We start from the raw sequence: 21,775 nt of genomic DNA on the forward strand, positions 1-21,775 counted from the left end.
CCTGAAGCAAGTCGCTGTCGAATCTCGCGTAACTCTTTGTTTATCAAGGAGTTTTCCGTTTCGACTGCGCCGGAAGTGGGGCGAATTATAGACTTCCAGAATCTGCCGTCAACCCTTAATTTTGCTTTTCTATCAATTAGTTATGATTGGTTAAAAAACCATCAACAAAGCAACACTCGGCCTCTATATAGAAGGGGCGCCCCTAGATAACGCCCGCCTCCTTCAACGCCGCGATATTCAACACCCCCAACCCCAATACATCCCTCAACACCTGCGCCGTATGCTCTCCTAATAGAGGAGGCGCGCTTCGGTACTCGACAGGCGTCTTGGATAACCGGATTGGACTGGCAACCTGAGGCACCACCCCCGCCAAGGCATGGGGCAGGGCAATCGCCAATCCACGCGCCTGGACCTGAGGGTCGGCAAACACCTGGGCCAAATCATTGATAGGCCCACAAGGCACACCTACCTGCTCTAACAATGACACCCACTCGGCCGTGGTCTTGAAGACCGTAACCTGGCGAATCAATGGAATCAGCTCTGCGCGATTAGCCACTCGCATCGTGTTAGTCGCGAAACGTGGATCGTCCGCCCACTGCGGCTGCCCTGCCACGTCCGCAAACTTACGAAACTGGCCGTCATTACCTACCGTCAGGATGAAGTCCCCATCAGCCGTAGGAAAATCCTGGTAAGGCACGATATTCGGATGAGCATTGCCAAGGCGTTTGGGCGACACCCCCGTCGTCAGGTAATTCATGGCCTGGTTAGCCAGACAAGCCACCTGCACATCCAGCAACGCCATATCGATATGCTGGCCGCCGCCGTCATGATCCCGGTGAGCCAGCGCTGCGAGGATCGCCACCGTGGAGTAGAGCCCCGTGAGAATGTCGGTCAACGCCACACCCACCTTCACCGGCCCAGCGCCTTCATCACCTTCAGGCCGACCCGTCAGGCTCATCAGCCCACCCAGGCCCTGGATCATGAAGTCATAACCGGCGCGAGACGCATAGGGGCCCGTCTGGCCAAAGCCCGTAATCGAGCAATAGATCAGCTCCGGATTGATCTCCTTGAGCGACGCATAGTCCAGTCCGTACGCCGCCAGCCCGCCGACCTTGAAATTCTCGATCAGGATGTCGGACTTGGCAGCCAGGTCACGCACCAGCTTCTGCCCGTCCGGCTGCGTGAAGTCGATGGTCACCGACTCCTTGTTGCGATTGGCAGCCAGGTAGTACGCCGCCTCACTAGTGTTTTCACCATAGGCATCCTTAAGGAAGGGCGGCCCCCACGCGCGCGTGTCGTCCCCATTACCCGGCCGCTCGACCTTGATCACCTCGGCCCCAAGGTCCGCAAGGATCTGCCCGGCCCAGGGGCCTGCCAATACTCGTGATAAATCCAGTACCCGCAAATGCGAAAGCGCGCCCATGCCCATGCTCCTATTAATAGAAAGCCTGGAGACCGGTTTGCGCGCGCCCCAGAATCAAGGCGTGCACATCATGAGTACCTTCGTAGGTGTTCACCACCTCCAGGTTGACCAGGTGCCGCGCCACACCAAATTCATCGGAGATGCCGTTTCCGCCCAACATGTCCCGCGCCATGCGGGCGATGTCCAGGGACTTGCCGCACGAATTGCGCTTCATGATCGAAGTGATCTCGACCGCCGCAGTGCCTTCATCCTTCATCCGCCCCAGCCGCAGGCACCCTTGCAGGGCCAGCGTGATTTCGGTCTGCATGTCGGCCAGCTTCTTCTGGATCAATTGCGTGGCCGCCAACGGTCGGCCGAACTGCTGGCGATCCAGGGTGTATTGGCGCGCGGTGTGCCAGCAGAACTCGGCAGCCCCCAGCGCGCCCCACGAGATGCCATAGCGTGCAGAGTTCAGGCACGTGAAAGGCCCCTTCAACCCGCGTACATCCGGGAAGATGTTCTCTTCCGGCACAAACACGTTGTCCATGACGATCTCGCCGGTGATGGATGCCCGCAGCCCGACCTTGCCGTGAATTGCAGGAGCACTGAGACCCTTCCAGCCCTTCTCAAGGACGAACCCACGAATATCGCCGGCGTCGTCCTTGCCCCACACCACAAACACATCGGCGATCGGGCTATTGGTGATCCACATCTTGGCGCCGGTCAGGCTGTAGCCGCCGTTCACTTTGCGTGCACGGGTAATCATCGCGCCTGGGTCAGAACCGTGGTTAGGCTCTGTCAGACCAAAGCAGCCGATCCATTCGCCGGAGGCCAGCTTCGGCAGATACTTCTGTTTTTGTGCCTCGGTACCGAACTCATTGATCGGCACCATGACCAGGGAGGATTGCACACTCATCATTGAGCGATACCCGGAGTCGACCCGCTCGACTTCGCGAGCAATCAACCCGTAGCTGACGTAGTTCAAGCCACTGCCACCGTATTGCTCGGGAATCATCGCGCCCAACAGGCCGGTTTCGCCCATCTCGCGGAAGATTGCAGGGTCGGTCTTTTCATGGCGGAAGGCTTCGAGTACGCGGGGCGCCAACTTGTCCTGGGCGAATTGCTCAGCACTGTCACGCACCATGCGCTCTTCTTCGGTGAGCTGTTGATCCAGCAGCAGTGGATCGATCCAGTTGAAGCTTGCCTTACCAGCCATGAATGAGTCCTCGCAGGGAAAATCAGAAGTCGTGCATGGAGCCTAGGCCGAGCGAACGCTTAGGGCAAACGAGGTTTCTGCATAGGGTTGTGCTAATTTCTCACTCCGAAGCAGCCAAGAAGGGCGCAGAGGCGCTTTATAAGTGAGGACTAGGTACATGCGCAGAAAAATACCCAGCACCACCGCACTGGTCAGCTTTGAGGCCGCAGCCCGGCACGAGAGCTTCACCAAGGCGGCGCACGAACTTTCCATCACCCAAGGCGCCATCTGCCGACAGATTGCCAGCCTTGAGGAGTTTTTAAGTGTCGAGCTGTTTCGCCGCTCTCGACGCGGGGTCAAACTGACGGAAGCAGGGCTTTCGTACAGCCGCCGCGTCGCCACGCAGCTGGATGCCGTGGAGCGCGACACCTTGTCCGTGATGGGCCAGCAGGGCGCCAATGTCATCGAGCTGGCCGTGGTGCCCACCTTTGGCACTCAGTGGCTGATACCGCGCCTCAAGGATTTCCAACGCCAACACCCGGAAGTCACGGTTAACCTGACCAACCGCACGCGCCCTTTTCTGTTTGCCGACACCGAATTCGACGCTGCGATCTACTTTGGAGATGCTGACTGGTCGGGTACCGAATCCCACAGACTGATGGGAGAAAACCCTGTCCCCGTGTGCAGCCCGCGCCTGATGGGCCATCGCACACATTTCAGCCCCCAGGAGATCGCAGAACTGCCATTGCTGCAGCAGACCACTAGACCCTATGCCTGGCGGCAGTGGTTCAACGCGCAACAACTGAACATACCCCGCGACATGACAGGACCGCGTTACGAGCTATTCTCGATGTTGTCGCAGGCAGCCATGCATGACATGGGTATCGCGCTGATCCCGCCTTTCCTTATCCAGCGCGAGCTGAAAGAGCAGCATCTAGTGATTGCGAGCCCTGAGGCCCTTAGTAGCTCGAAGGCTTATTACTTGATGATTCCGGAGAGAAAAGTCGAATCCGCATCGTTGCATGCATTCAGGGACTGGTTAGTCGATCAGTCACAACGCTACAGCCCAAGCCTTTAAGGGCCTAAAGGCAATTACTGACTTTGTAGTCAATTAATTCAAAGACCTACAGATATACGTATATGTCGCTTTTATGCAGACTGTACGGTTCTGCCAAAAACAAGGCTCAAAGCCATGATTTTCATGGCTTGTGGCGACTATCGCAGGCTCATACCTGACTATTCACACCGGCCATCGAAAAAGTCCCGACAAATGCCTGCAACCCTTTAAACACCTGTATTTAAAGAGGTTATTCAGGTGCATTGCGACAATCAGTCACAGGGTGACTTGTAGTTAATTTTTCGTCACCCGTCATAATCCCTTGAAGGCCGTAAAGTTCGCCTGCAAAATGCCGCGCCCCGCTGTCATTTCAGCGGGATCGTGCTGATCGGCCGCCCCAGCTGCGCCACTCACGGTGCACTGGCCTTTTTACAAAAAGATCAAAAGCAAAAAGATCATGCAGGAGATTTGACGTGCACATTGGTGTTCCTCTCGAAACCCAGACCGGTGAAACGCGGGTGGCTGCCACCCCGGAAACCATCAAGAAGCTGATCGGCCAGGGCCATAAGGTCACTGTTCAAAGCGGTGCAGGCCTCAACGCCAGCATCGTCGACAGTGCCTATGAAACGGCAGGCGCAACCATTGGCAGCGCCGGCGATGCGTTTGGCGCCGAGCTGATTCTCAAGGTGGTGGCTCCCAGCGATAGCGAACTGGCGCTGATCAAAAGCGGCACCGTGTTGGTGGGCATGCTCAATCCGTTCAGCAACGAAACCATCGCCAAGCTGGCCGGGCAGGGCATCACTGCCTTTGCACTGGAAGCCGCGCCGCGTACCTCGCGGGCTCAGAGCCTCGACGTGCTGTCTTCCCAGGCCAACATTGCCGGTTACAAGGCCGTCTTGCTCGCCGCCCATCACTACCCGCGCTTCATGCCAATGCTGATGACGGCCGCCGGTACGGTAAAAGCCGCACGCGTGTTGATCCTCGGCGCTGGTGTCGCAGGCCTGCAGGCCATTGCCACGGCGAAACGCCTGGGTGCGGTGATCGAAGCATCCGACGTACGCCCGGCGGTGAAAGAGCAGATCGAATCCCTCGGTGCCAAGTTCGTCGACGTGCCTTACGAAACCGATGAAGAACGCGAATGCGCCGTAGGCGTCGGCGGTTACGCCCGCCCCATGCCCACCAGCTGGATGCAGCGCCAAGCCTTGGCCGTGCACGAGCGCGCCAAGCAGGCCGACATCGTCATTACCACCGCGCTGATCCCCGGCCGCAAGGCGCCGACCTTGCTCAGCGCCGACACCGTCGCGCAGATGAAACCCGGCTCAGTGGTCATCGACCTCGCGGCGGCCCAGGGCGGCAACTGCCCGCTGACGGTCGCCGATCAGGTCGTGGTCGAAAACGGCGTGATCATCTGTGGCCCGACCAACCTCGCCGGTGCCGTCGCCGCCGATGCGTCTGCCTTGTACGCACGCAACCTGCTGGACTTCCTGAAGCTGGTCTTCACTAAGGAAGGGCAGTTTGAAATCAACCTCGAAGACGACATCGTCGCCGCGTGCCTGATGTGCCGCGACGGCCAAGTCATCCGCAAAAACGCCTAACAGGGATTCAGACGATGGAAGAGCTTATCTCCCCCGGTATCTACAACCTGATCATCTTTGTGCTGGCGATTTATGTCGGTTACCACGTGGTCTGGAACGTCACGCCCGCGCTGCACACGCCGTTGATGGCGGTGACTAACGCGATTTCGGCGATCGTGATCGTCGGCGCCATGCTTGCTGCCGCGCTGACCGTAACCCCGCTGGGCAAGACCATGGGCACATTGGCCGTGGCCTTGGCAGCCGTTAACGTGTTCGGCGGTTTCCTCGTGACGCGCAGGATGCTGGAGATGTTCAAGAAGAAAGCCCCGAAAGTAAAAGAAGAGGCGCCGAAGTAATGAGCATGAATCTGGTCACGACGCTCTACCTGATCGCGTCGATCTGCTTTATCCAGGCCCTCAAGGGCTTGTCACACCCAACCACCTCTCGGCGGGGCAACCTGTTCGGCATGCTTGGCATGGCGCTGGCAGTACTCACCACCGTGGGCCTCATCTATAAGCTCGGTGCCGAGCTGGCCACTGCCGGTATCGGCTACGTGATCGTTGGCTTGCTGGTCGGCGGCACCGCTGGCTCGATCATGGCCAAGCGCGTGGAAATGACCAAGATGCCGGAGCTGGTAGCGTTCATGCACAGCATGATCGGCCTGGCCGCGGTATTTATCGCGATTGCTGCCGTGGTCGAACCGCAATCCCTGGGCATCGTCAAACACCTGGGCGACTCGATCCCGGCGGGTAACCGTCTGGAGCTGTTCCTCGGCGCAGCCATCGGTGCCATCACCTTCTCTGGCTCGGTGATTGCGTTCGGTAAGCTCTCGGGCAAGTACAAGTTCCGCCTCTTCCAAGGCGCACCGGTACAGTTTGGCGGCCAGCACAAGCTGAACCTGGTGCTCGGCCTGTTGACCCTCGGCCTGGGCCTGGCGTTCATGTTCACCGGCAACCTCACGGCCTTCGCGTTGATGCTTGCCCTGGCCTTTGTGCTCGGTGTGCTGATCATCATCCCGATCGGCGGCGCGGACATGCCGGTCGTGGTGTCGATGCTCAACAGCTATTCCGGCTGGGCAGCGGCGGGGATCGGCTTCTCGCTGAACAACTCGATGCTGATCATCGCCGGCTCGCTGGTAGGTTCGTCCGGCGCGATCCTGTCGTACATCATGTGCAAGGCGATGAACCGCTCCTTCTTTAATGTACTGCTCGGTGGTTTCGGCAATGCGCCGGATGCCGGTGCTGCAGCCGGTACTAAAGAAGCGCGCCCAGTGAAGTCCGGCTCGGCCGATGACGCGACTTTCCTGCTGACCAACGCCGACACGGTGATCATCGTTCCAGGCTACGGCCTGGCGGTGGCGCGGGCACAACACGCGCTCAAGGAGCTGACCGAGAAGCTCACCCACCATGGCGTGACCGTGAAGTACGCGATCCACCCGGTGGCAGGCCGCATGCCTGGCCACATGAACGTACTGCTCGCCGAGGCCGAAGTGCCTTACGACCAGGTGTTCGAAATGGAAGACATCAACTCCGAGTTCGGCCAGGCCGACGTGGTGCTGGTGCTCGGCGCGAACGACGTGGTCAACCCCGCCGCCAAGAACGATCCGAACTCGCCGATTGCTGGCATGCCGATCCTGGAAGCGTTCAAGGCCAAGACCATCATCGTCAACAAGCGCTCGATGGCCAGTGGTTACGCCGGCCTGGACAACGAGTTGTTCTATCTGGACAAGACCATGATGGTCTTTGGTGATGCCAAGAAGGTCATCGAAGACATGGTCAAGGCCGTCGAATAACACTGCGCCAGCGCAATACCCGAAACCCTGGCCTCCCGTAGGCTGGGGTTTTTTCGTTCCAATGCCCTGCGTGGGAATGCAGTCAGGGATGCTCTGCGTCCCGCTTTGCGCACTCACATGAAACCCGACCAAAGGCTCTAAATCGCCGCCTGGCATTCGACCATGGTAGCGGGCCGAAATTTTTTGAAATCACTACACTGCCCACCTTGCTTCCGTAGCCTGAGATAACAATTCATGTACCGTGATCGTATCCGCTTGCCTTCGTTGTTGAACAAGGTCATGAGCGCGGCAGACGCCGCCGCACTGATCGAGGACGGCATGACCGTCGGCATGAGCGGCTTCACCCGCGCCGGTGAAGCCAAGGCCGTCCCCCACGCCCTGGCCGAACGCGCCAAGACTTCGCCGCTGAAAATCACCCTGATGACCGGCGCCAGCCTGGGCAATGACCTGGACAAGCAACTGACCGAGGCCGGCGTGCTGTCGCGACGCATGCCGTTCCAGGTCGACAGCACCCTGCGCAAGGCGATCAACGCCGGCCAGGTGATGTTTATCGACCAGCATCTGTCAGAAACCGTCGAGCAACTGCGCAACAACCAGCTCAAGCTGCCGGACATCGCCGTGATCGAAGCCGTCGCGATCACCGAACAAGGGCATATCGTGCCCACCACGTCGGTCGGCAACTCGGCCAGCTTCGCGATTTTCGCCAAGCAAGTGATCGTCGAGATCAACCTGGCACACAACCCGAACCTGGAAGGGTTGCACGACATTTATATCCCGACTTACCGGCCTACCCGCACCCCGATTCCATTGGTCAAGGTCGACGACCGCATCGGCAGCACGGCGATCCCGATCCCGCCGGAAAAGATCGTCGCGATTGTGATCACCAACCAGGCCGACTCCGCCTCAACGGTAACGCCGCCTGATGCCGACACCCAGGGTATCGCCAATCACCTGATCAACTTCCTGAAGCAGGAAGTGGACGCCGGTCGTATGACCAACAAGCTTGGCCCGCTGCAAGCCGGGATCGGCAACATCGCCAACGCGGTGATGTGCGGCCTGATCGAGTCGCCATTCGAAGACCTGACCATGTATTCGGAAGTGTTGCAGGACTCGACGTTCGACCTGATCGACGCCGGCAAGCTGAGTTTCGCCTCGGGCAGTTCGATCACGCTGTCGGAGCGGCGCAATACCGACGTGTTCGGCAACCTGGAACACTACAAGGACAAACTGGTGCTGCGCCCGCAGGAAATCTCCAACCACCCGGAAGTGGTACGGCGCCTGGGCATCATCGGCATCAACACGGCGCTGGAGTTCGATATCTACGGCAACGTCAACTCCACCCACGTCTGCGGCACGCGGATGATGAACGGCATTGGCGGCTCCGGGGATTTCGCGCGCAACGCGCACCTGGCGATTTTCGTCACCAAGTCGATTGCCAAGGGCGGCGCGATTTCCAGCGTGGTGCCGATGGTCAGTCACGTGGACCACACCGAGCACGACGTCGATATCCTGGTAACCGAGGTCGGGCTCGCAGACCTGCGCGGCCTCGCGCCCCGCGAGCGTGCGCGGGTGATCATCGACAATTGCGTGCACCCGGCCTATCGCGATGCGCTGAACAGTTACTTCGAATCCGCGTGCGCCATCGGTGGCCACACTCCGCACATCCTGCGCGAAGCACTGAGTTGGCACATCAACCTCGAAGAAACCGGACATATGCTCAAGGCTTGATTGATACAGATCCGAGCTGATGCAAACACAGTTTCATCAGCTCGATGAACCGACCGACCTTTTTTGAAAAAACTGTACTGCTGTACCGGTCATTTCCTACCGAAATCTCCTACGATTATCGACGAAACTGCCAATTTCGCACTATTTCAGTGCGGACAGGTACAGTTGCCCCATTTCCGTACAGTACAGCACCCTTAAACAGTTAACTGGCCCCTCACAATACAGGTGAACTGTATCTAGAGAGTCTTGCGCCGGAGGAGGATCATTGGCATCAGTTAAACCACTACCTAATCCCGCCACAAGCGGAAGGATGTCATCATGGAACGTACACTCAGTTCCGAACTGTTCTTCGAAGAAAAAGCTGTAAACACCCAGGCCTCCCTGCCTTTGCGCGTTCTCGCCAACCTGATGTTGTGGCAGCGCCGCACCTCCAGCCGCCACCAACTGGCTCGTCTGGATTCGCGTCTGCTGGCTGACGCCGGTATCAGCGAAGCTCAACGCTACGAAGAGCTGAGCAAGCCGTTCTGGCGCTGATTGGCGCCCGCTGGCCCTGACCCGACGGGTCCACTGCCAGCACTCTGATTTGTCAAAACAAAGCCCGCCCCGGGTCACCGGAGGCGGGCTTTGTTGTTTCCGGGATTCGCGTTTGCGGCGCTAAAAACAGAAGACCTTTGCAGGGACAGGTACAGTTTAATAATTATGACAATTAAGCAGTACAATTTAGCCCGGGTGTATCTGTATCGATCACAGCCTCTCGCCCAACATGGTGTTCCAGGACCTCATCAAAGGCACCCACCATGGCTACGCGCACTTCTCTTTGTAAGCATCTATTACGCCGTACCGCCTGCGTACTGACCAAGTGGGCGCGTCACGCATACGAAAGACGCCAACTGGCCCAACTCGATCCTCGTGAACTGTCCGACTCCGGCATCAGCCATGGAGACCGAATGGCCGAGCTCTCCAAGCCGTTCTGGCGTGACTAGGCAGTCAAGACGCTACCCGAACGGATAAACGGCGGCTTAATATCCGCTCACCACGTGGCGAACCCTTTAGGACGGGCGTCTGATCCCAACAGCTGTCCTGCGCCACTTTATTCGTTCATCTACAGGAGTCACCCCATGTCCCGTCTTCGCCTGCTGAGTGCTGCTGCCCTGTTGGCCCTGGCTGCCAACGCCAACGCGACCAGCTTCATCGTGACCACCGACTCCATCGTCGGTGCATTGAAGGCCACCTCGGATGCCAGCTCCGATGCCACTTCGTCCCTGCGCGACAACAAGGTCGTGCGCGCCGCCCGCGACGACGCCGCCAGCTTTGTTGCCAGTGAAGGCGCCATCCGTGGCGTGAAGCTGGAGAGCGCCCTGGCGCAGATCCGCCAACAGGCCCCGCAATTGAATACCGCGACTGACGCACAACTGGCCCAGGCCATCCTGGCTATCTGATTAAGCTGACACAGGGAGCGCCCGCCGCTCCTTGGTGCCGCCGTACTGGCTCTCGCCCGGGCATTGCGCTAGCCTTGGCGCTCGTTTTCAGTTGTCGAGTCCCATGGCTTTTTCATACCGCCTGTTAATAGTCCCTGTTTTGTTTTCCATCGGTTGGTCGCCAATGGCCTCGGCCTTTGACCTGACCACCCAGAGCACCGTCGCGAGCGCCTACGCCACCAGCAAGGTGACCTCCGCGCCCTTCGACAGAAAAGTAGTCATGGCCGCCCAGGATGATGCAGCCGCTTTCATCGCCACTGACGGCCAATGGCGGGGGGCACGCCTGGAATCAGCGCTGAATTATCTGCGCCGCGCCCAGCCAAAACTTAACGCCAGCGACCTTGAACTGGCGCAAGCAATTCTCGTCCAATAATCATCTTTGTATTTCGGAGTCATTCCATGCGTAGCCCGCTGATCGCCGCCACCCTTGGCCTGCTGTTGTTGGCCGACGTTGCCCAGGCGCATACCCTGGTGGCCACCAGTAACATCATTGTTCGTGCCTCTGGCCGCACCATTGATTTCACGTCGGACACCACCACCTCCATCCGCGACTCCAAAGTCGTGCGTGAAGCCCACGATGACGCAGCAAGTTTCGTCGCCACCAACGGCGAGATTCGCGGCGCGCAGCTGGAAGCGGCGTTCGACACCCTGCGAACCCGCGTGCCGGAAGCCCGCGGTGCCAGTGACCAGACCCTCGCCGAAGCTATCCTCGCACTGTGAGGCGACTCGCCGCCTGGCTCCTGGCCGGGGCTGTGCTGCTGTGTGCCAGCGCAGCCCAGGCCAGCCTGCAACTGCAGCTCAAGACCGATGGCTTGAGCCCAGCCGAACAGCAGGCCAGCCAGGCATTGCTCGATGAAGCGATGCGCTCCTTGCCGCCACGTTTTATCGAGCAGCTGGACCGGCGCATCGATGTCGGCTGGACCGACAAGATGCCCGAAAACGCCTACGGCCAAGCCTCCCTGGTGTCCGAGCTGGACCTCAACCGCAACCTGCTCGCCAGCCTGACCGACGGCAGCGCCGCCACCCAGAAAACCAACCGCCCCCACGGCACTGTGCGCCGGGAAATGCTCGCCACCGTGCTGCATGAACTGACCCACATCTATGACCGTGCGCGCCTGTGGTCCAAGGACGAGCGCGCGCTGATCCAGCGTTGCAGCCGCCAGAACAACATCACCGGCCTGATCGGCCTGCCGGATCAATGCCGGGGTCAGAATGACCGGCGCTTCACCCTCAGCGATGACCCGCGCCTGCTGGATCTCGCCGGCTGGCCGCAATACGTCGGCCGTCGCGGCGAACGCGAACAGCACAACCGCCAGGTCGCGCGCAGCCCGGACATCTACGAAACCACCAGCCCGCTGGAATTCGTCGCGGTCAACATGGAGTACTTCCTCCTCGACCCAAGCTACGCCTGCCGGCGCCCCGCGCTGTTCCGCTATTACAAGGAGCACTTCGGCTGGGCGCCACCCGAACAGGACACCTGCGCCAAGACCTACGCATTCCTCAACGCCGGCAACGATTTTGCCAAGACCCCGCTGGGCCAGGTTGATCCGGAACGGGTCTACGAAATCGACTACCTGCTGGCCGAAGCCAACCAGAACCTGGTGAGCCGCTGGGGGCACAGCATGCTGCGCCTGGTGATCTGCGCGCCCGGCCGCCCGCGTGGCCCGGATTGCCGGCTCGACCTGGACCAGCATTTGGTGCTGTCCTACCGGGCCTTCGTGGGTGACGTGCAGCTGTCGAGCTGGGACGGCCTGGTGGGCAAGTATCCGTCTCGCCTGTTTGTGTTGCCGCTGGCCCAGGTGATTGACGAATACACAAAGACCGAGCTGCGTGGCCTGGCCTCCGTGCCGTTGAAACTCAGCCGCCAAGAGATCAACGACACCGTCGAGCATGCCGCTGAAATGCACTGGAGCTATGACGGCAACTACTATTTCCTGTCCAACAACTGCGCGGTCGAGAGCCTGAAACTGTTGCGCAGTGGCAGTGCCAACCCGCAGCTGACCGGCCTGGACAACATTACGCCCAACGGCCTGCTGGAAGTGCTGCAGGCGCGTGGCCTGGCCGATACCAGCGTGTTGAATGACAAACGCGAGGCCATGCGCCTTGGGTATCACTTCGACTCCTTCCGCGAACGCTACCAGGCGATGTTCGACGTGCTGCGCAAGCACCTGCCGATCAAGCAGACCCAGGTCGAAGACTGGTTATCCCTGAGTGCCGAGGAGCGCCGCCAGTGGTTTGCCCAGGCTGACCTGCGTACCAGCGCCGCCCTGTTGCTGCTGGAGCAAGCGAGCTTTCGCAAACAATTGATGCTGGCCCAGGACGAAGTCAAACAACGTTATCTCGGCGCCCGCGAACTCAAGAATGGCGGCATGGAGAAAGCCAACGCCACGCTGCAACAGATTCTCGCCAACAGTGGCTTCCTGAGCCGCCCGGCAGAACTGCTCGGCAGTGGCGGCTACGGCCTGCCGCAACCGTCGGAGTCCAAGCGCCTGGAGTCGGAAAGCGCCGAGCGCCAGAAACAGCTGCAATCGCTCACCGGCGAGCTGGATAAAGAGGTGAGGGCGCTGCTGGAGCCTTCCCGCGCAGCTGAAATTGCCGCCTGTGAAGCCAACCTCAAGCAGGTCGGCGAACATTTGCGAGCGCTGCATAAAGCAGCGGGCGGCCTGGAACTGCCCTGACAGCTTCACGGCAAACACCCTTCAAATGTGGCAGCTGGCTTGCTTGCTCCCACATTGGCGCTGTGTAAATCTGACGACCGCGTATCTACCCTCCATCAACTGTTTGCCCAGCGAAAGCTGGCTGAAAGCTTCCCCGTCTAGGATCGCCCCACTGCCGGCAACAGACCGGCTGTTAACAACAACAATGGTGATTCCCGATGTCCGCTCGTACCCGCCTGTTTGCCCCGACTCCACCCGTAAGCCACGTGCCTTTCGTTCTGCGCTGACCCCACCCGGTTCGCCATTCCCTAGCCGCGCTACGCCTGGAGTATTCCTATGCTGACTTTCCTTGGCTTTGCCATGGTCATCACGTTCATGTTCCTGATCATGACCAAGCGCCTGTCCGCGCTGATCGCCTTGATCATCGTGCCTATCCTGTTCGCGCTGTTCGGCGGCTTTGCGCCGGAGATCGGCCCGATGATGCTCGCGGGCATCACCAAACTCGCGCCGACCGGCGTGATGCTGATGTTCGCCATTCTCTACTTTGCCCTGATGATCGACTCCGGCCTGTTCGACCCGGCCGTGCGCAAGATCCTCCAGATGGTCAAGGGCGACCCGCTGAAAGTCTCCGTGGGCACCGCCGTGCTGGCCCTGGTCGTGTCGCTGGACGGTGACGGCGCCACCACTTACATGATCTGCGTGGCCGCCATGCTGCCGCTGTACCAGCGCATCGGCATGAGCCCGCGCATCATGGCCGGCCTGATCATCCTCGCCGGTGGCGTGATGAACATGACGCCCTGGGGTGGCCCGACCGCCCGCGCCGCCAGTGCGCTGCATGTGGACCCTTCGGATATTTTCGTTCCGATGATCCCGGCCATGGCCGCCGGTGTGATCGCGATCCTGGTGATCGCCTATATGTACGGCAAGCGCGAGCGTGCACGCCTGGGCGAACTGCACCTGCAAGGGGACGAAATCGACCACAGCGAAATCAGCGTGTCGCAATACCCTGACGCCCGCCGTCCGAAGCTGATCTGGTTCAACGGCGCACTGACTTTTGCCCTGATGTGCACCCTGATCGCCGGCCTGTTGCCATTGCCGGTCCTGTTCATGGTGGCGTTCAGTATCGCGATGATCGTCAACTATCCGTGCCTGCAAATGCAGAAAGACCGCGTCGCCGCCCACGCCGGCAGCGTATTGGCAGTGGTCGGGCTGATCTTCGCCGCGGGTATCTTCACCGGCATCCTCTCCGGCACCGGCATGGTCGATGCGATGTCCAAGAGCCTGCTGGCCGTCATCCCCGATGCCATGGGCCCTTACCTGGCGGTGATCACCGCACTGGTGAGCATGCCGTTTACCTTCTTCATGTCCAACGATGCGTTCTACTACGGCGTACTGCCGGTGCTGGCCGAAGCCGCCAGTCATTACGGCATCACCGCCGTGGAGATGGCGCGTGCCTCCATCGTTGGCCAACCCGTGCACTTGCTCAGCCCGCTCGTACCGTCGACCTACCTGTTGGTGGCGTTGGCCGGTATCGAATTTGGCGATCACCAGCGCTTCACCCTCAAGTGGGCAGTACTGGTATGCCTGTGCATAATGTTCGCCGCGTTGCTGATGGGGATTTTTCCGCTGTTCAGCACTCTATAATCGTACCGACTCACCGCGCGGCGCTGCAGCTTGCGCGGTTTAACACTTGCTCAAAGGAATACACATGGAATGGCTGACCAATCCGGAAATCTGGATTGCCTTCTTCACCCTGACGGCCCTCGAGATCGTCCTGGGCATCGATAACATCATCATGATTTCGATCCTGGTCAGCCGCATGCCCAAGCATATGCAAGCGCGCACCCGGATCTTCGGCCTGGCCCTGGCCATGGTCACGCGCATCCTGCTGTTGCTGTCGATCACCTGGGTCATGCAACTTACCGCCGACCTGTTCGTGGTATTCGGCCAGGGCATTTCCGGGCGCGACCTGATCCTGTTCTTCGGTGGCCTGTTCCTGCTGTGGAAAAGCTCCCAGGAGATGTACCACGCCCTGGAAGGTGAAGACGAAACCCACGACGAGCCGAAAGGCGCGGGTGGCAAGTTCATCTACACCATCATCCAGATCGCCATCATCGACATCGTGTTCTCCCTGGACTCGGTGATCACCGCCGTGGGCATGGTCTCGCACGTTCCGGTGATGGTGGCGGCGATCGTGGTCGCGGTGCTGGTGATGATGCTGGCGGCCGGCACCATCAGCGAATTCATCGACAAGCACCCGTCGCTGAAAATGCTCGCGCTGTCGTTCCTGCTGGTAGTGGGTACCGTGCTGATCGCCGAATCCTTCGACGTGCACGTGCCAAAAGGCTACGTCTACTTCGCCATGGCGTTCTCGCTGGCGGTGGAAGCGGTGAACATCAAGATGCGCACTGCCATCGCGAAAAAGAAGAAACAGCAGGATCCTGTGAAACTGCGCAAGGACATTCCGGGTCAATAAACCTGACCCGCTACTGAAAAGGGGCTTTCGAGCCCCTTTTTTCCCTCTGCAAAAAGCTGATTTCATGACAGTTTTATTTCAATCACGACTTTAGCTATGCGATGCTGGCGCACAGCCCATTCGCCAACTACAGCTTAAGTACAAGACGTAGAGCGGCACGCGGCAATTCTCATTTGCTCTTTTTGAGCTAACCCACACGGGGGGCCGAGCATGCTGACCTTGCTCAATCTGCTTTCCGCCGTGACCCTGCTTATCTGGGGCACGCATATCGTCCGTACCGGCATCCTGCGGGTCTACGGCTCTAACTTGCGCCAAGTCATCGGGCAGAACATGTCCAAGCGCTGGCTGGCGTTTGTCGCTGGCATCCTGGTGACCGCCATGGTGCAGAGCAGCAACGCCACCGCGATGCTGGTGACTTCTTTCGTGGGCCAGGGCCTGATGGGCTTGATGCCCGCGCTCGCGACCATGCTCGGCGCCGATGTCGGTACCGCGCTGATGGCGCGGGTGCTGACGTTTGACCTGTCTTGGCTGTCGCCGCTGCTGATCTTTCTCGGGGTGATCTTCTTCCTGTCACGCAAACAGACGCGGGCAGGGCAGTTGGGCCGTGTAGGCATTGGCCTCGGGCTGATCATCCTCGCGCTGCAGTTGATCGTTGAGGCCGCCGGGCCGATTACGCATGCCCAGGGTGTGAAAGTGCTGTTCGCCTCGCTGACCGGCGACATCCTGCTCGATGCCCTGGTCGGCGCCTTGTTCGCGATGATTTCCTACTCCAGCCTGGCGGCCGTGTTGCTGACCGCGACCCTCGCCGGCGCCGGCGTGATCGGCCTGCACGTGGCCATCGGCCTGGTGATCGGCGCCAACATCGGCAGTGGTGTGCTGGCTTTCCTCAGTACCAGCATGCAGAACGCCGCCGGTCGCCAGGTGGCGCTGGGCAGCCTGTTGTACAAATTGATCGGCCTGCTGCTGATCATCCCGGTACTCGACCCGCTCGTACTGTGGATGGACGGCCTGGACTACAGCGCCCAGGGCATGGTTATCACCTTCCACCTGCTCTACAACGTCAGCCGCTGCCTGATCCTGCTGCCGAGCATCGGCCCGATGTCGCGCTTGTGCGCCTGGCTGCTGCCGGAGCGCGAGGAGGTCAATGGCACGGCCAAGCCGCGTCACCTCGACCTTGCCGCGCTCACCACCCCCAGCCTGGCACTGGCCAACGCCGCGCGCGAAACCCTGCGCCTGGGCGACCTGATCGACAACATGCTCACCGCCATGCAGGAAGTGCTGCGCGGCAAGCAGACCGCCATCACCCAGGAGATGCGCAGCCTCAGCGACGACGTCGAGTCACTCTACAGCGCGATCAAACTCTACCTGGCACAAATGCCGCGCGAGGACCTCAGTGAGCAGGACAGCCGCCGCTGGGCCGAGATCATCGAGCTGTCGATCAACCTGAAACTGGCTGGCGACCTGATCGAACGCATGCTGCGCAAAGTCCAGCAGCAGAAAACTTCGCAACGCCGGCAGTTCTCGGAGGTCGGCCTGGAAGAACTCAGCGGCCTGCACTCCCAGCTGATCGCCAACCTGCGCCTGGGCCTGTCGGTGTTCCTCAGCGCCGACCCGGAAAGCGCCCGCCAACTGCTGCGCGAAAAGCGCCGTTTCCGCGCCCAGGAACGGCGCCTGGCCCACGCCCATGTCAGCCGCCTGCAACGCAAAGTCGTACAAAGCCTGGAGACCAGTTCCCTGCACCTGGAGCTGATTGCCGACATGAAGCGTCTGAACTCGTTGTTTTGCAGCAGTGCTTATGTAGTGTTGGAAACGTCCGATACCGGCGCGCTCTCCGCCGAAGATATTGCCGACATCACGCATTCACCCTGAACGGATGATGGCGCGTGAAGTCAGTTAAAACTGACCTCACACGCCAGGAAGCTTGTTATGCGTCGCCTGTTATTCGCTTGCCTGCTCATGGGTTCCGCCCATGCCTTTGCCTTTGACCGCCTGCAAGTCGAGGGCTACACCTTGCCCAATGGCCTGCAATTGCTGCTCAAGCCGGGCACCGAGCGCGGGCACGTGGCGATCCGACTGGTGGTCGGTGTAGGCCTGGATGACTTCAGTTGCGAAGACAAGGAACTGCCGCACCTGCTCGAACACTTGCTGTTCAGCGGCCTCGACGGCGGCGGCGAAGGCGAACTGGAAGACCGCATGCAGGCCCTGGGCGGCGAGTGGAACGCCTACACCAGCAATGCCGACACCACCTTCGTGATCGAGGCCCCCGCGCAAAACCAGCGCAAGGTGCTCGACCTGCTGCTGGCGATCATCACCCGCACCGAACTGACCGACGCCAACATCCAGGCAGCCAAGCAGGTGGTGGAGCGCGAGGACGGTGGCCATTACTCACACCTGCAACGCCTGCTCGACCGCCAGGACCTGGGCCACACCGCCAGCAATCAACTGGCCGTCGAACTGGGGCTCAAATGTGCCGAACGCGCCGAGGTCAATCAGCTGACTCGCGACCAGTTGGAGAGCCTGCGCAAGAACTGGTACGCGCCCAACAACATGACGCTGATCATCGTCGGCGACCTCGACAAACTGCTGCCCGCTTACCTGGAGCGCACTTACGGCCAACTTGAGCCGGTGGAGCCCAGCGAGCATCTGGCGCTGCCGGACATCCAGCACGCCGCCGCCAGCCATCGCGAGCTGATCCACGGTTGGGTCGGCGACAGCGCCAAGCTGCACTGGCTGTTCCCCGAGCCGGTGCTGGATGACCAGCATGATGAAACCTACGACCTGCTCAAGGACTACCTCGACTGGGCGCTGTACCGCCAACTACGGCTCAAGCACGCCTTGTCCTACGGCCCATGGAGCGAGCGCGAAGTGCTCGGCGGCGTCGGCTTCCTCAGCCTGAATGCCGACCTTGAGCGAGAAAATCTCCCCGAAGCCGAACACGTGCTGCAAGAGCTCAAGGCGCAACTGCTCAAGGACGGCCTCGACCCCGCCGTGTTCAGTCGCCTCCAGCAGGCCGCCGTCGCCCGACAGGCCTGGGCCGTGCAGGGCAACAGCGCCTTGGCCGATTATTACTGGAGCGCCTCGGGCGATTACCACAATGGGCACTTCAGCGACCCGGTCAAACGGATCAAGGCCGTGAGCCTGGACCAGACCAACCAGGCTATGCGTGAGGTCTTCAAACAACCGGGCTACTGGCGCATCGAGAAGCCGCTGCTGAGCTACGACATGCTCAGCTGGATCGGTGCCGGCCTGCTCGGGCTGATCGCCATTGTGTTGATCGGCGTGCGGGTTTATCGCAAACGAGTCGCGTAATGAGGCACCGAACCCAGGGCTAAGACGTTATTCTGTCTGGGATTTTTTCCTACAAAGACTGCGAACTGCCGAATGCCAAACCTGACCCGTCTTATCCAGCGCGTCCTCGAACTGATGAAGCGCTACCCAGGGGTGATTGCACTCGGCGGGTTTATCTCGGGTGTGTGCAGCTTCATCCTGGTGGATCGCCAGCAGGGCATGGCCAGCTGGATCGCAGTGATCATGCTGGTGAGCTGGCTGTGGCTGATGCTCGAAAACAGCTTTACCCAGCTGTTCACCAAAGTCTTCAAGCGCGAAATCCCCGAACCCTTGCTGCGCTACGCGACCCAGATGATCCACCAGGAAAGTCTGTTTTTTGTGCTGCCGTTCTTTTTCGTCACCACCGCCTGGAACAGCGGGCAGTCGGTGTTCACTGGCCTGCTCGGCGCTGCAGCGCTGGTGTCGATCACCGACCCGCTCTACTACAAGTGGCTGGCGCCCAAGCGCTCGCTGTTCCTGGCATTGCACACCCTGACCCTGTTCGCCGCGCTGCTCACCGCGCTGCCGATCATCCTGCACCTGACCACCGCCGAAAGTTACAAGCTCGCCCTCGGCGTGGCCATGGCGTTGTCGATTCCAAGCCTGGCGGTAAGCCTGCCGCTGCGCAGCCTCAAGGGCTGGGCGATGCTGCTGGGGGTCACCGCCGCTATCGGTTGCGCCGGTTGGTTCCTGCGCAGTTGGGTGCCGCCGGCCACCCTGTGGATGACCGAAGTCGCCATCAGCACACAGTTGCAAGACCGCACGCCGGGTGACGATCTCAAACAAGTCACTGCCGCCCAGCTGCGCAGCGGCGGGCTGTACGCCTACACGGCGATCAATGCGCCGCGGGGGCTGGATGAGCGCATCTACCATGTGTGGAAATTCAATGGCAAAGAAGTCGACCGCATCGCCCTGGATATCCACGGTGGGCGCAAGGAAGGCTATCGTGCCTGGACCCATAAGCAGAATTTCCCGGCTGACGCGGTAGGCCGCTGGCAAGTGCAGGTGCTGACCGAGGACGGGCAAGTGATCGGCGTCCTGCGCTTCAAAGTGGCGGACGCAGCACAAACGGACAACCCAAAGTAGGCCGGTTCGTGCTATTACGTAGCAATTGTGGATAGCCAGACAAGCTCGGAGCTTATGACCAGCAGCACAACGGCCGGCGCCGCCCATCTCGATACGTCTACCGCCCCTCCGTTACTCAGGATTACGGGGGACTGGACGCTTGCCCACTACGCCAGCCTGAAAAAGCTTTCCGACAAACTCGACGGCCAATACGACGCCGGCGCGCGCATCGACCTCAACGGCCTCGGCGCCCTGGATACTGCCGGTGCCTCGCTGCTGGTGGAGCTGCTGGGGCCCGACCGCATCGAGCAATCCGCCGAACAGACCGACTGCAGCCTCAGCGCTGCCGACCGCGCGCTGCTCAAGACCGTCTACCGCTCCCTCAATGACTTTTGTGTGCCAGACAAAGCCCCGGAAGAAACCGCCGGCATCCAGGTGCTGGCGCGTATCGGGCGCGCGGTGGACACCGTCTGGCAGGACAGCAAGAAACTGCTGGGCTTCATCGGCCTGATCCTCGAAACCTTCGCCCGCGGCATCTTCCGGCCCAAGCGCTGGCGCCTGACGCCGATGGTTGCGCACCTCGAACAGGTCGGCCTCGACGCCGCCCCCATCGTCGCCTTGCTGACCTTTCTGGTCGGCGCCGTGGTGGCGTTCCTTGGGGCCACGGTCCTCAAGAGTTTTGGCGCGACGATTTTCACCGTGGACCTAGTGGCGTTCTCGTTCCTGCGCGAATTCGGCGTGCTGCTCACCGCGATCCTGATTGCCGGCCGCACCGCCAGCGCCTTTACCGCACAGATCGGCTCGATGAAGGCCAATGAGGAAATCGATGCGATCCGCACCCTCGGCCTCGACCCGATGGAGCTGCTGGTGTTGCCACGGGTACTGGCGCTGCTGGTGGCGCTGCCGATGCTGACGTTCCTGGCAATGCTCTCGGGCATCGTCGGCGGCGGCGTGGTGTGCGCGGTGGCCCTGGATATTTCGCCGGCGATGTTCCTCTCGCTGCTGCAATCGGACATTGGCGTGCAGCACTTCCTGGTGGGTATGGTCAAGGCGCCGATCTTCGCCTTCCTGATTGCCGCCATCGGTTGCCTGGAAGGCTTCAAGGTCAGCGGCAGCGCCGAATCGGTCGGCGCCCACACCACCTCCAGCGTGGTGCAATCGATCTTTGTGGTGATCGTGCTGGATGCGGTCGCCGCGCTGTTCTTCATGGAGATGGGCTGGTGAGTCGTCTACACCGTGCGCCCGCCGAGGCGGTGATTGAGGTGCGTGGCCTGTGCAATCGCTTTGGCAAACAGAGCGTGCACGAGAACCTCGACCTGGATTTGTACAAGGGCGAGATCCTCGCGGTGGTCGGCGGCTCCGGCAGCGGCAAGTCGGTGCTCTTGCGCAGCATCGTCGGCCTGCGGCGCCCCAGCGCGGGCGAGGTGCGGGTATTCGGCAAGAACCTGCCGAGCTTGTCGGAACACGAGCGCTCGCAGGTGGAACGGCGCTTCGGTGTGCTGTTCCAGAAGGGCGCGCTGTTTTCCTCGCTGACTGTGACCGAGAACGTCGCGCTGCCGTTGATCGAACACGCCGGCCTCAGCCGCGCCGACGCCGAGCACCTGGCTGCCGTCAAGCTGGCCCTGGCCGGGCTACCGCTGTCGGCGGCCGACAAATACCCGGCGTCGCTGTCCGGCGGCATGATCAAGCGCGCCGCCCTGGCCCGCGCGCTGGCGCTGGACCCGGACATCCTGTTTCTCGACGAACCCACCGCCGGCCTCGATCCGATCGGCGCGGCGCAATTCGACCAACTGATCCTGACCCTGCGCGATGCGCTGGGCCTGAGCGTGTTCCTGGTCACCCATGACCTCGACACGCTGTACACCATCACCGACCGCGTGGCGGTGCTGGCGCAGAAGAAAGTGCTGGTGGCCGATGCCATCGATGTCGTCTCGGAAACGGACGACGCCTGGATTCACGAATACTTCCACGGCCCCCGGGGCCGCGCGGCATTGGATGCCGCTCAACCGCTCAACGAGGTATGA

20 protein-coding genes are annotated in these 21,775 nt (G+C 60.7%); 18 read left to right on the forward strand and 2 right to left on the reverse strand.

The features are described 5' to 3' along the window. Positions 1–202: 202 nt before the first annotated feature. Both NTD80_RS25560 and NTD80_RS25565 read right to left on the reverse strand, forming a co-directional pair. Entirely contained in the window at positions 203–1,423 is a 1,221-nt protein-coding gene (locus tag NTD80_RS25560) for a CaiB/BaiF CoA transferase family protein (protein WP_262135412.1), read from the reverse strand. A 13-nt stretch (positions 1,424–1,436) separates the two neighbouring features. Continuing rightward, entirely contained in the window at positions 1,437–2,618 is a 1,182-nt protein-coding gene (locus tag NTD80_RS25565) for an acyl-CoA dehydrogenase (protein ID WP_262135413.1), read from the reverse strand. 157 nt (positions 2,619–2,775) lie between these two features. Between NTD80_RS25565 and NTD80_RS25570 the strand changes: the two genes are divergently transcribed. The 18 genes from NTD80_RS25570 (at position 2,776) to NTD80_RS25655 (ending at position 21,775) form a co-directional block, all read left to right on the forward strand. After that, positions 2,776–3,675, forward strand: a complete 900-nt coding sequence (locus NTD80_RS25570; protein ID WP_065902881.1) for a LysR family transcriptional regulator — start codon at positions 2,776–2,778, stop codon at positions 3,673–3,675. Between the two features lie 452 nt (positions 3,676–4,127). Next, positions 4,128–5,249 (forward strand): Re/Si-specific NAD(P)(+) transhydrogenase subunit alpha, encoded by a 1,122-nt coding sequence (locus NTD80_RS25575; RefSeq protein WP_262135414.1) that lies wholly within the window; start codon positions 4,128–4,130, stop codon positions 5,247–5,249. Between the two features lie 14 nt (positions 5,250–5,263). Next, complete coding sequence (locus tag NTD80_RS25580) at positions 5,264–5,584, forward strand: NAD(P) transhydrogenase subunit alpha (RefSeq protein WP_003187417.1); 321 nt, start codon at positions 5,264–5,266, stop codon at positions 5,582–5,584. After that, positions 5,584–7,020: an NAD(P)(+) transhydrogenase (Re/Si-specific) subunit beta gene (locus NTD80_RS25585; protein ID WP_262135415.1), complete on the forward strand. Its 1,437-nt coding sequence runs from the start codon at positions 5,584–5,586 to the stop codon at positions 7,018–7,020. Before NTD80_RS25580 ends, NTD80_RS25585 begins: the two co-directional genes overlap by 1 nt. Positions 7,021–7,254: 234 nt before the next feature. Further along, positions 7,255–8,748, forward strand: a complete 1,494-nt coding sequence (locus NTD80_RS25590; RefSeq protein WP_262135416.1) for an acetyl-CoA hydrolase/transferase family protein — start codon at positions 7,255–7,257, stop codon at positions 8,746–8,748. Positions 8,749–9,066: 318 nt separating this feature from the next. After that, complete coding sequence (locus NTD80_RS25595; RefSeq protein WP_262135417.1) at positions 9,067–9,282, forward strand: DUF1127 domain-containing protein; 216 nt, start codon at positions 9,067–9,069, stop codon at positions 9,280–9,282. 263 nt (positions 9,283–9,545) lie between these two features. Further along, positions 9,546–9,731 carry a DUF1127 domain-containing protein gene (locus tag NTD80_RS25600; protein ID WP_106805523.1) on the forward strand — a complete coding sequence of 62 codons (186 nt, stop codon included), beginning with the start codon at positions 9,546–9,548 and terminating at the stop codon, positions 9,729–9,731. A 135-nt stretch (positions 9,732–9,866) separates the two neighbouring features. After that, on the forward strand, positions 9,867–10,187 hold the full coding sequence (locus NTD80_RS25605; protein WP_025854295.1) for a DUF2388 domain-containing protein: 321 nt from the start codon (positions 9,867–9,869) through the stop codon (positions 10,185–10,187). A 103-nt stretch (positions 10,188–10,290) separates the two neighbouring features. After that, the gene (locus NTD80_RS25610; RefSeq protein WP_065902868.1) at positions 10,291–10,599 is read left to right on the forward strand and encodes a DUF2388 domain-containing protein; all 309 of its coding nucleotides are present in this window, start codon (positions 10,291–10,293) and stop codon (positions 10,597–10,599) included. A 26-nt stretch (positions 10,600–10,625) separates the two neighbouring features. Next, complete coding sequence (locus NTD80_RS25615; protein WP_262135418.1) at positions 10,626–10,946, forward strand: DUF2388 domain-containing protein; 321 nt, start codon at positions 10,626–10,628, stop codon at positions 10,944–10,946. Continuing rightward, complete coding sequence (locus NTD80_RS25620; RefSeq protein WP_065902860.1) at positions 10,943–12,904, forward strand: DUF4105 domain-containing protein; 1,962 nt, start codon at positions 10,943–10,945, stop codon at positions 12,902–12,904. The genes NTD80_RS25615 and NTD80_RS25620 overlap by 4 nt, the downstream gene beginning before the upstream one ends. A gap of 315 nt (positions 12,905–13,219) precedes the next feature. Beyond that, positions 13,220–14,527: a CitMHS family transporter gene (locus NTD80_RS25625; RefSeq protein WP_065902853.1), complete on the forward strand. Its 1,308-nt coding sequence runs from the start codon at positions 13,220–13,222 to the stop codon at positions 14,525–14,527. A 64-nt stretch (positions 14,528–14,591) separates the two neighbouring features. Next, positions 14,592–15,359, forward strand: coding sequence for a TerC family protein (locus tag NTD80_RS25630; RefSeq protein ID WP_014716354.1), 768 nt, complete (start codon positions 14,592–14,594; stop codon positions 15,357–15,359). Between the two features lie 210 nt (positions 15,360–15,569). Continuing rightward, entirely contained in the window at positions 15,570–17,228 is a 1,659-nt protein-coding gene (locus tag NTD80_RS25635) for a Na/Pi cotransporter family protein (RefSeq protein WP_065902852.1), read from the forward strand. Between the two features lie 57 nt (positions 17,229–17,285). Further along, positions 17,286–18,668, forward strand: a complete 1,383-nt coding sequence (locus NTD80_RS25640; RefSeq protein WP_262135419.1) for a M16 family metallopeptidase — start codon at positions 17,286–17,288, stop codon at positions 18,666–18,668. A 72-nt stretch (positions 18,669–18,740) separates the two neighbouring features. Further along, positions 18,741–19,772: a DUF5924 family protein gene (locus NTD80_RS25645; RefSeq protein WP_120447339.1), complete on the forward strand. Its 1,032-nt coding sequence runs from the start codon at positions 18,741–18,743 to the stop codon at positions 19,770–19,772. A 54-nt stretch (positions 19,773–19,826) separates the two neighbouring features. Further along, complete coding sequence (locus NTD80_RS25650) at positions 19,827–20,975, forward strand: ABC transporter permease (protein WP_065902846.1); 1,149 nt, start codon at positions 19,827–19,829, stop codon at positions 20,973–20,975. After that, positions 20,972–21,775, forward strand: a complete 804-nt coding sequence (locus NTD80_RS25655) for an ABC transporter ATP-binding protein (protein ID WP_065902844.1) — start codon at positions 20,972–20,974, stop codon at positions 21,773–21,775. The genes NTD80_RS25650 and NTD80_RS25655 overlap by 4 nt, the downstream gene beginning before the upstream one ends.

The organism is Pseudomonas sp. 13B_2.1_Bac1, assembly GCF_025466155.1.
Taxonomy (GTDB): Bacteria; Pseudomonadota; Gammaproteobacteria; order Pseudomonadales; family Pseudomonadaceae; genus Aquipseudomonas; species Aquipseudomonas aylmerensis.

Bases quoted from the DNA above. Each gene is read 5' to 3' on its own strand.
- NTD80_RS25560 (WP_262135412.1), bottom strand. From the start codon at position 1,423: ATGGGCGCGCTTTCGCATTTGCGGGTACTGGATTTATCACGAGTATTG.
- NTD80_RS25565 (WP_262135413.1), bottom strand. From the start codon at position 2,618: ATGGCTGGTAAGGCAAGCTTCAACTGGATCGATCCACTGCTGCTGGAT.
- NTD80_RS25570 (WP_065902881.1), top strand. From the start codon at position 2,776: ATGCGCAGAAAAATACCCAGCACCACCGCACTGGTCAGCTTTGAGGCC.
- NTD80_RS25580 (WP_003187417.1), top strand. From the start codon at position 5,264: ATGGAAGAGCTTATCTCCCCCGGTATCTACAACCTGATCATCTTTGTG.
- NTD80_RS25585 (WP_262135415.1), top strand. From the start codon at position 5,584: ATGAGCATGAATCTGGTCACGACGCTCTACCTGATCGCGTCGATCTGC.
- NTD80_RS25590 (WP_262135416.1), top strand. From the start codon at position 7,255: ATGTACCGTGATCGTATCCGCTTGCCTTCGTTGTTGAACAAGGTCATG.
- NTD80_RS25595 (WP_262135417.1), top strand. From the start codon at position 9,067: ATGGAACGTACACTCAGTTCCGAACTGTTCTTCGAAGAAAAAGCTGTA.
- NTD80_RS25600 (WP_106805523.1), top strand. From the start codon at position 9,546: ATGGCTACGCGCACTTCTCTTTGTAAGCATCTATTACGCCGTACCGCC.
- NTD80_RS25605 (WP_025854295.1), top strand. From the start codon at position 9,867: ATGTCCCGTCTTCGCCTGCTGAGTGCTGCTGCCCTGTTGGCCCTGGCT.
- NTD80_RS25610 (WP_065902868.1), top strand. From the start codon at position 10,291: ATGGCTTTTTCATACCGCCTGTTAATAGTCCCTGTTTTGTTTTCCATC.
- NTD80_RS25615 (WP_262135418.1), top strand. From the start codon at position 10,626: ATGCGTAGCCCGCTGATCGCCGCCACCCTTGGCCTGCTGTTGTTGGCC.
- NTD80_RS25625 (WP_065902853.1), top strand. From the start codon at position 13,220: ATGCTGACTTTCCTTGGCTTTGCCATGGTCATCACGTTCATGTTCCTG.
- NTD80_RS25630 (WP_014716354.1), top strand. From the start codon at position 14,592: ATGGAATGGCTGACCAATCCGGAAATCTGGATTGCCTTCTTCACCCTG.
- NTD80_RS25635 (WP_065902852.1), top strand. From the start codon at position 15,570: ATGCTGACCTTGCTCAATCTGCTTTCCGCCGTGACCCTGCTTATCTGG.
- NTD80_RS25640 (WP_262135419.1), top strand. From the start codon at position 17,286: ATGCGTCGCCTGTTATTCGCTTGCCTGCTCATGGGTTCCGCCCATGCC.
- NTD80_RS25645 (WP_120447339.1), top strand. From the start codon at position 18,741: ATGCCAAACCTGACCCGTCTTATCCAGCGCGTCCTCGAACTGATGAAG.
- NTD80_RS25650 (WP_065902846.1), top strand. From the start codon at position 19,827: ATGACCAGCAGCACAACGGCCGGCGCCGCCCATCTCGATACGTCTACC.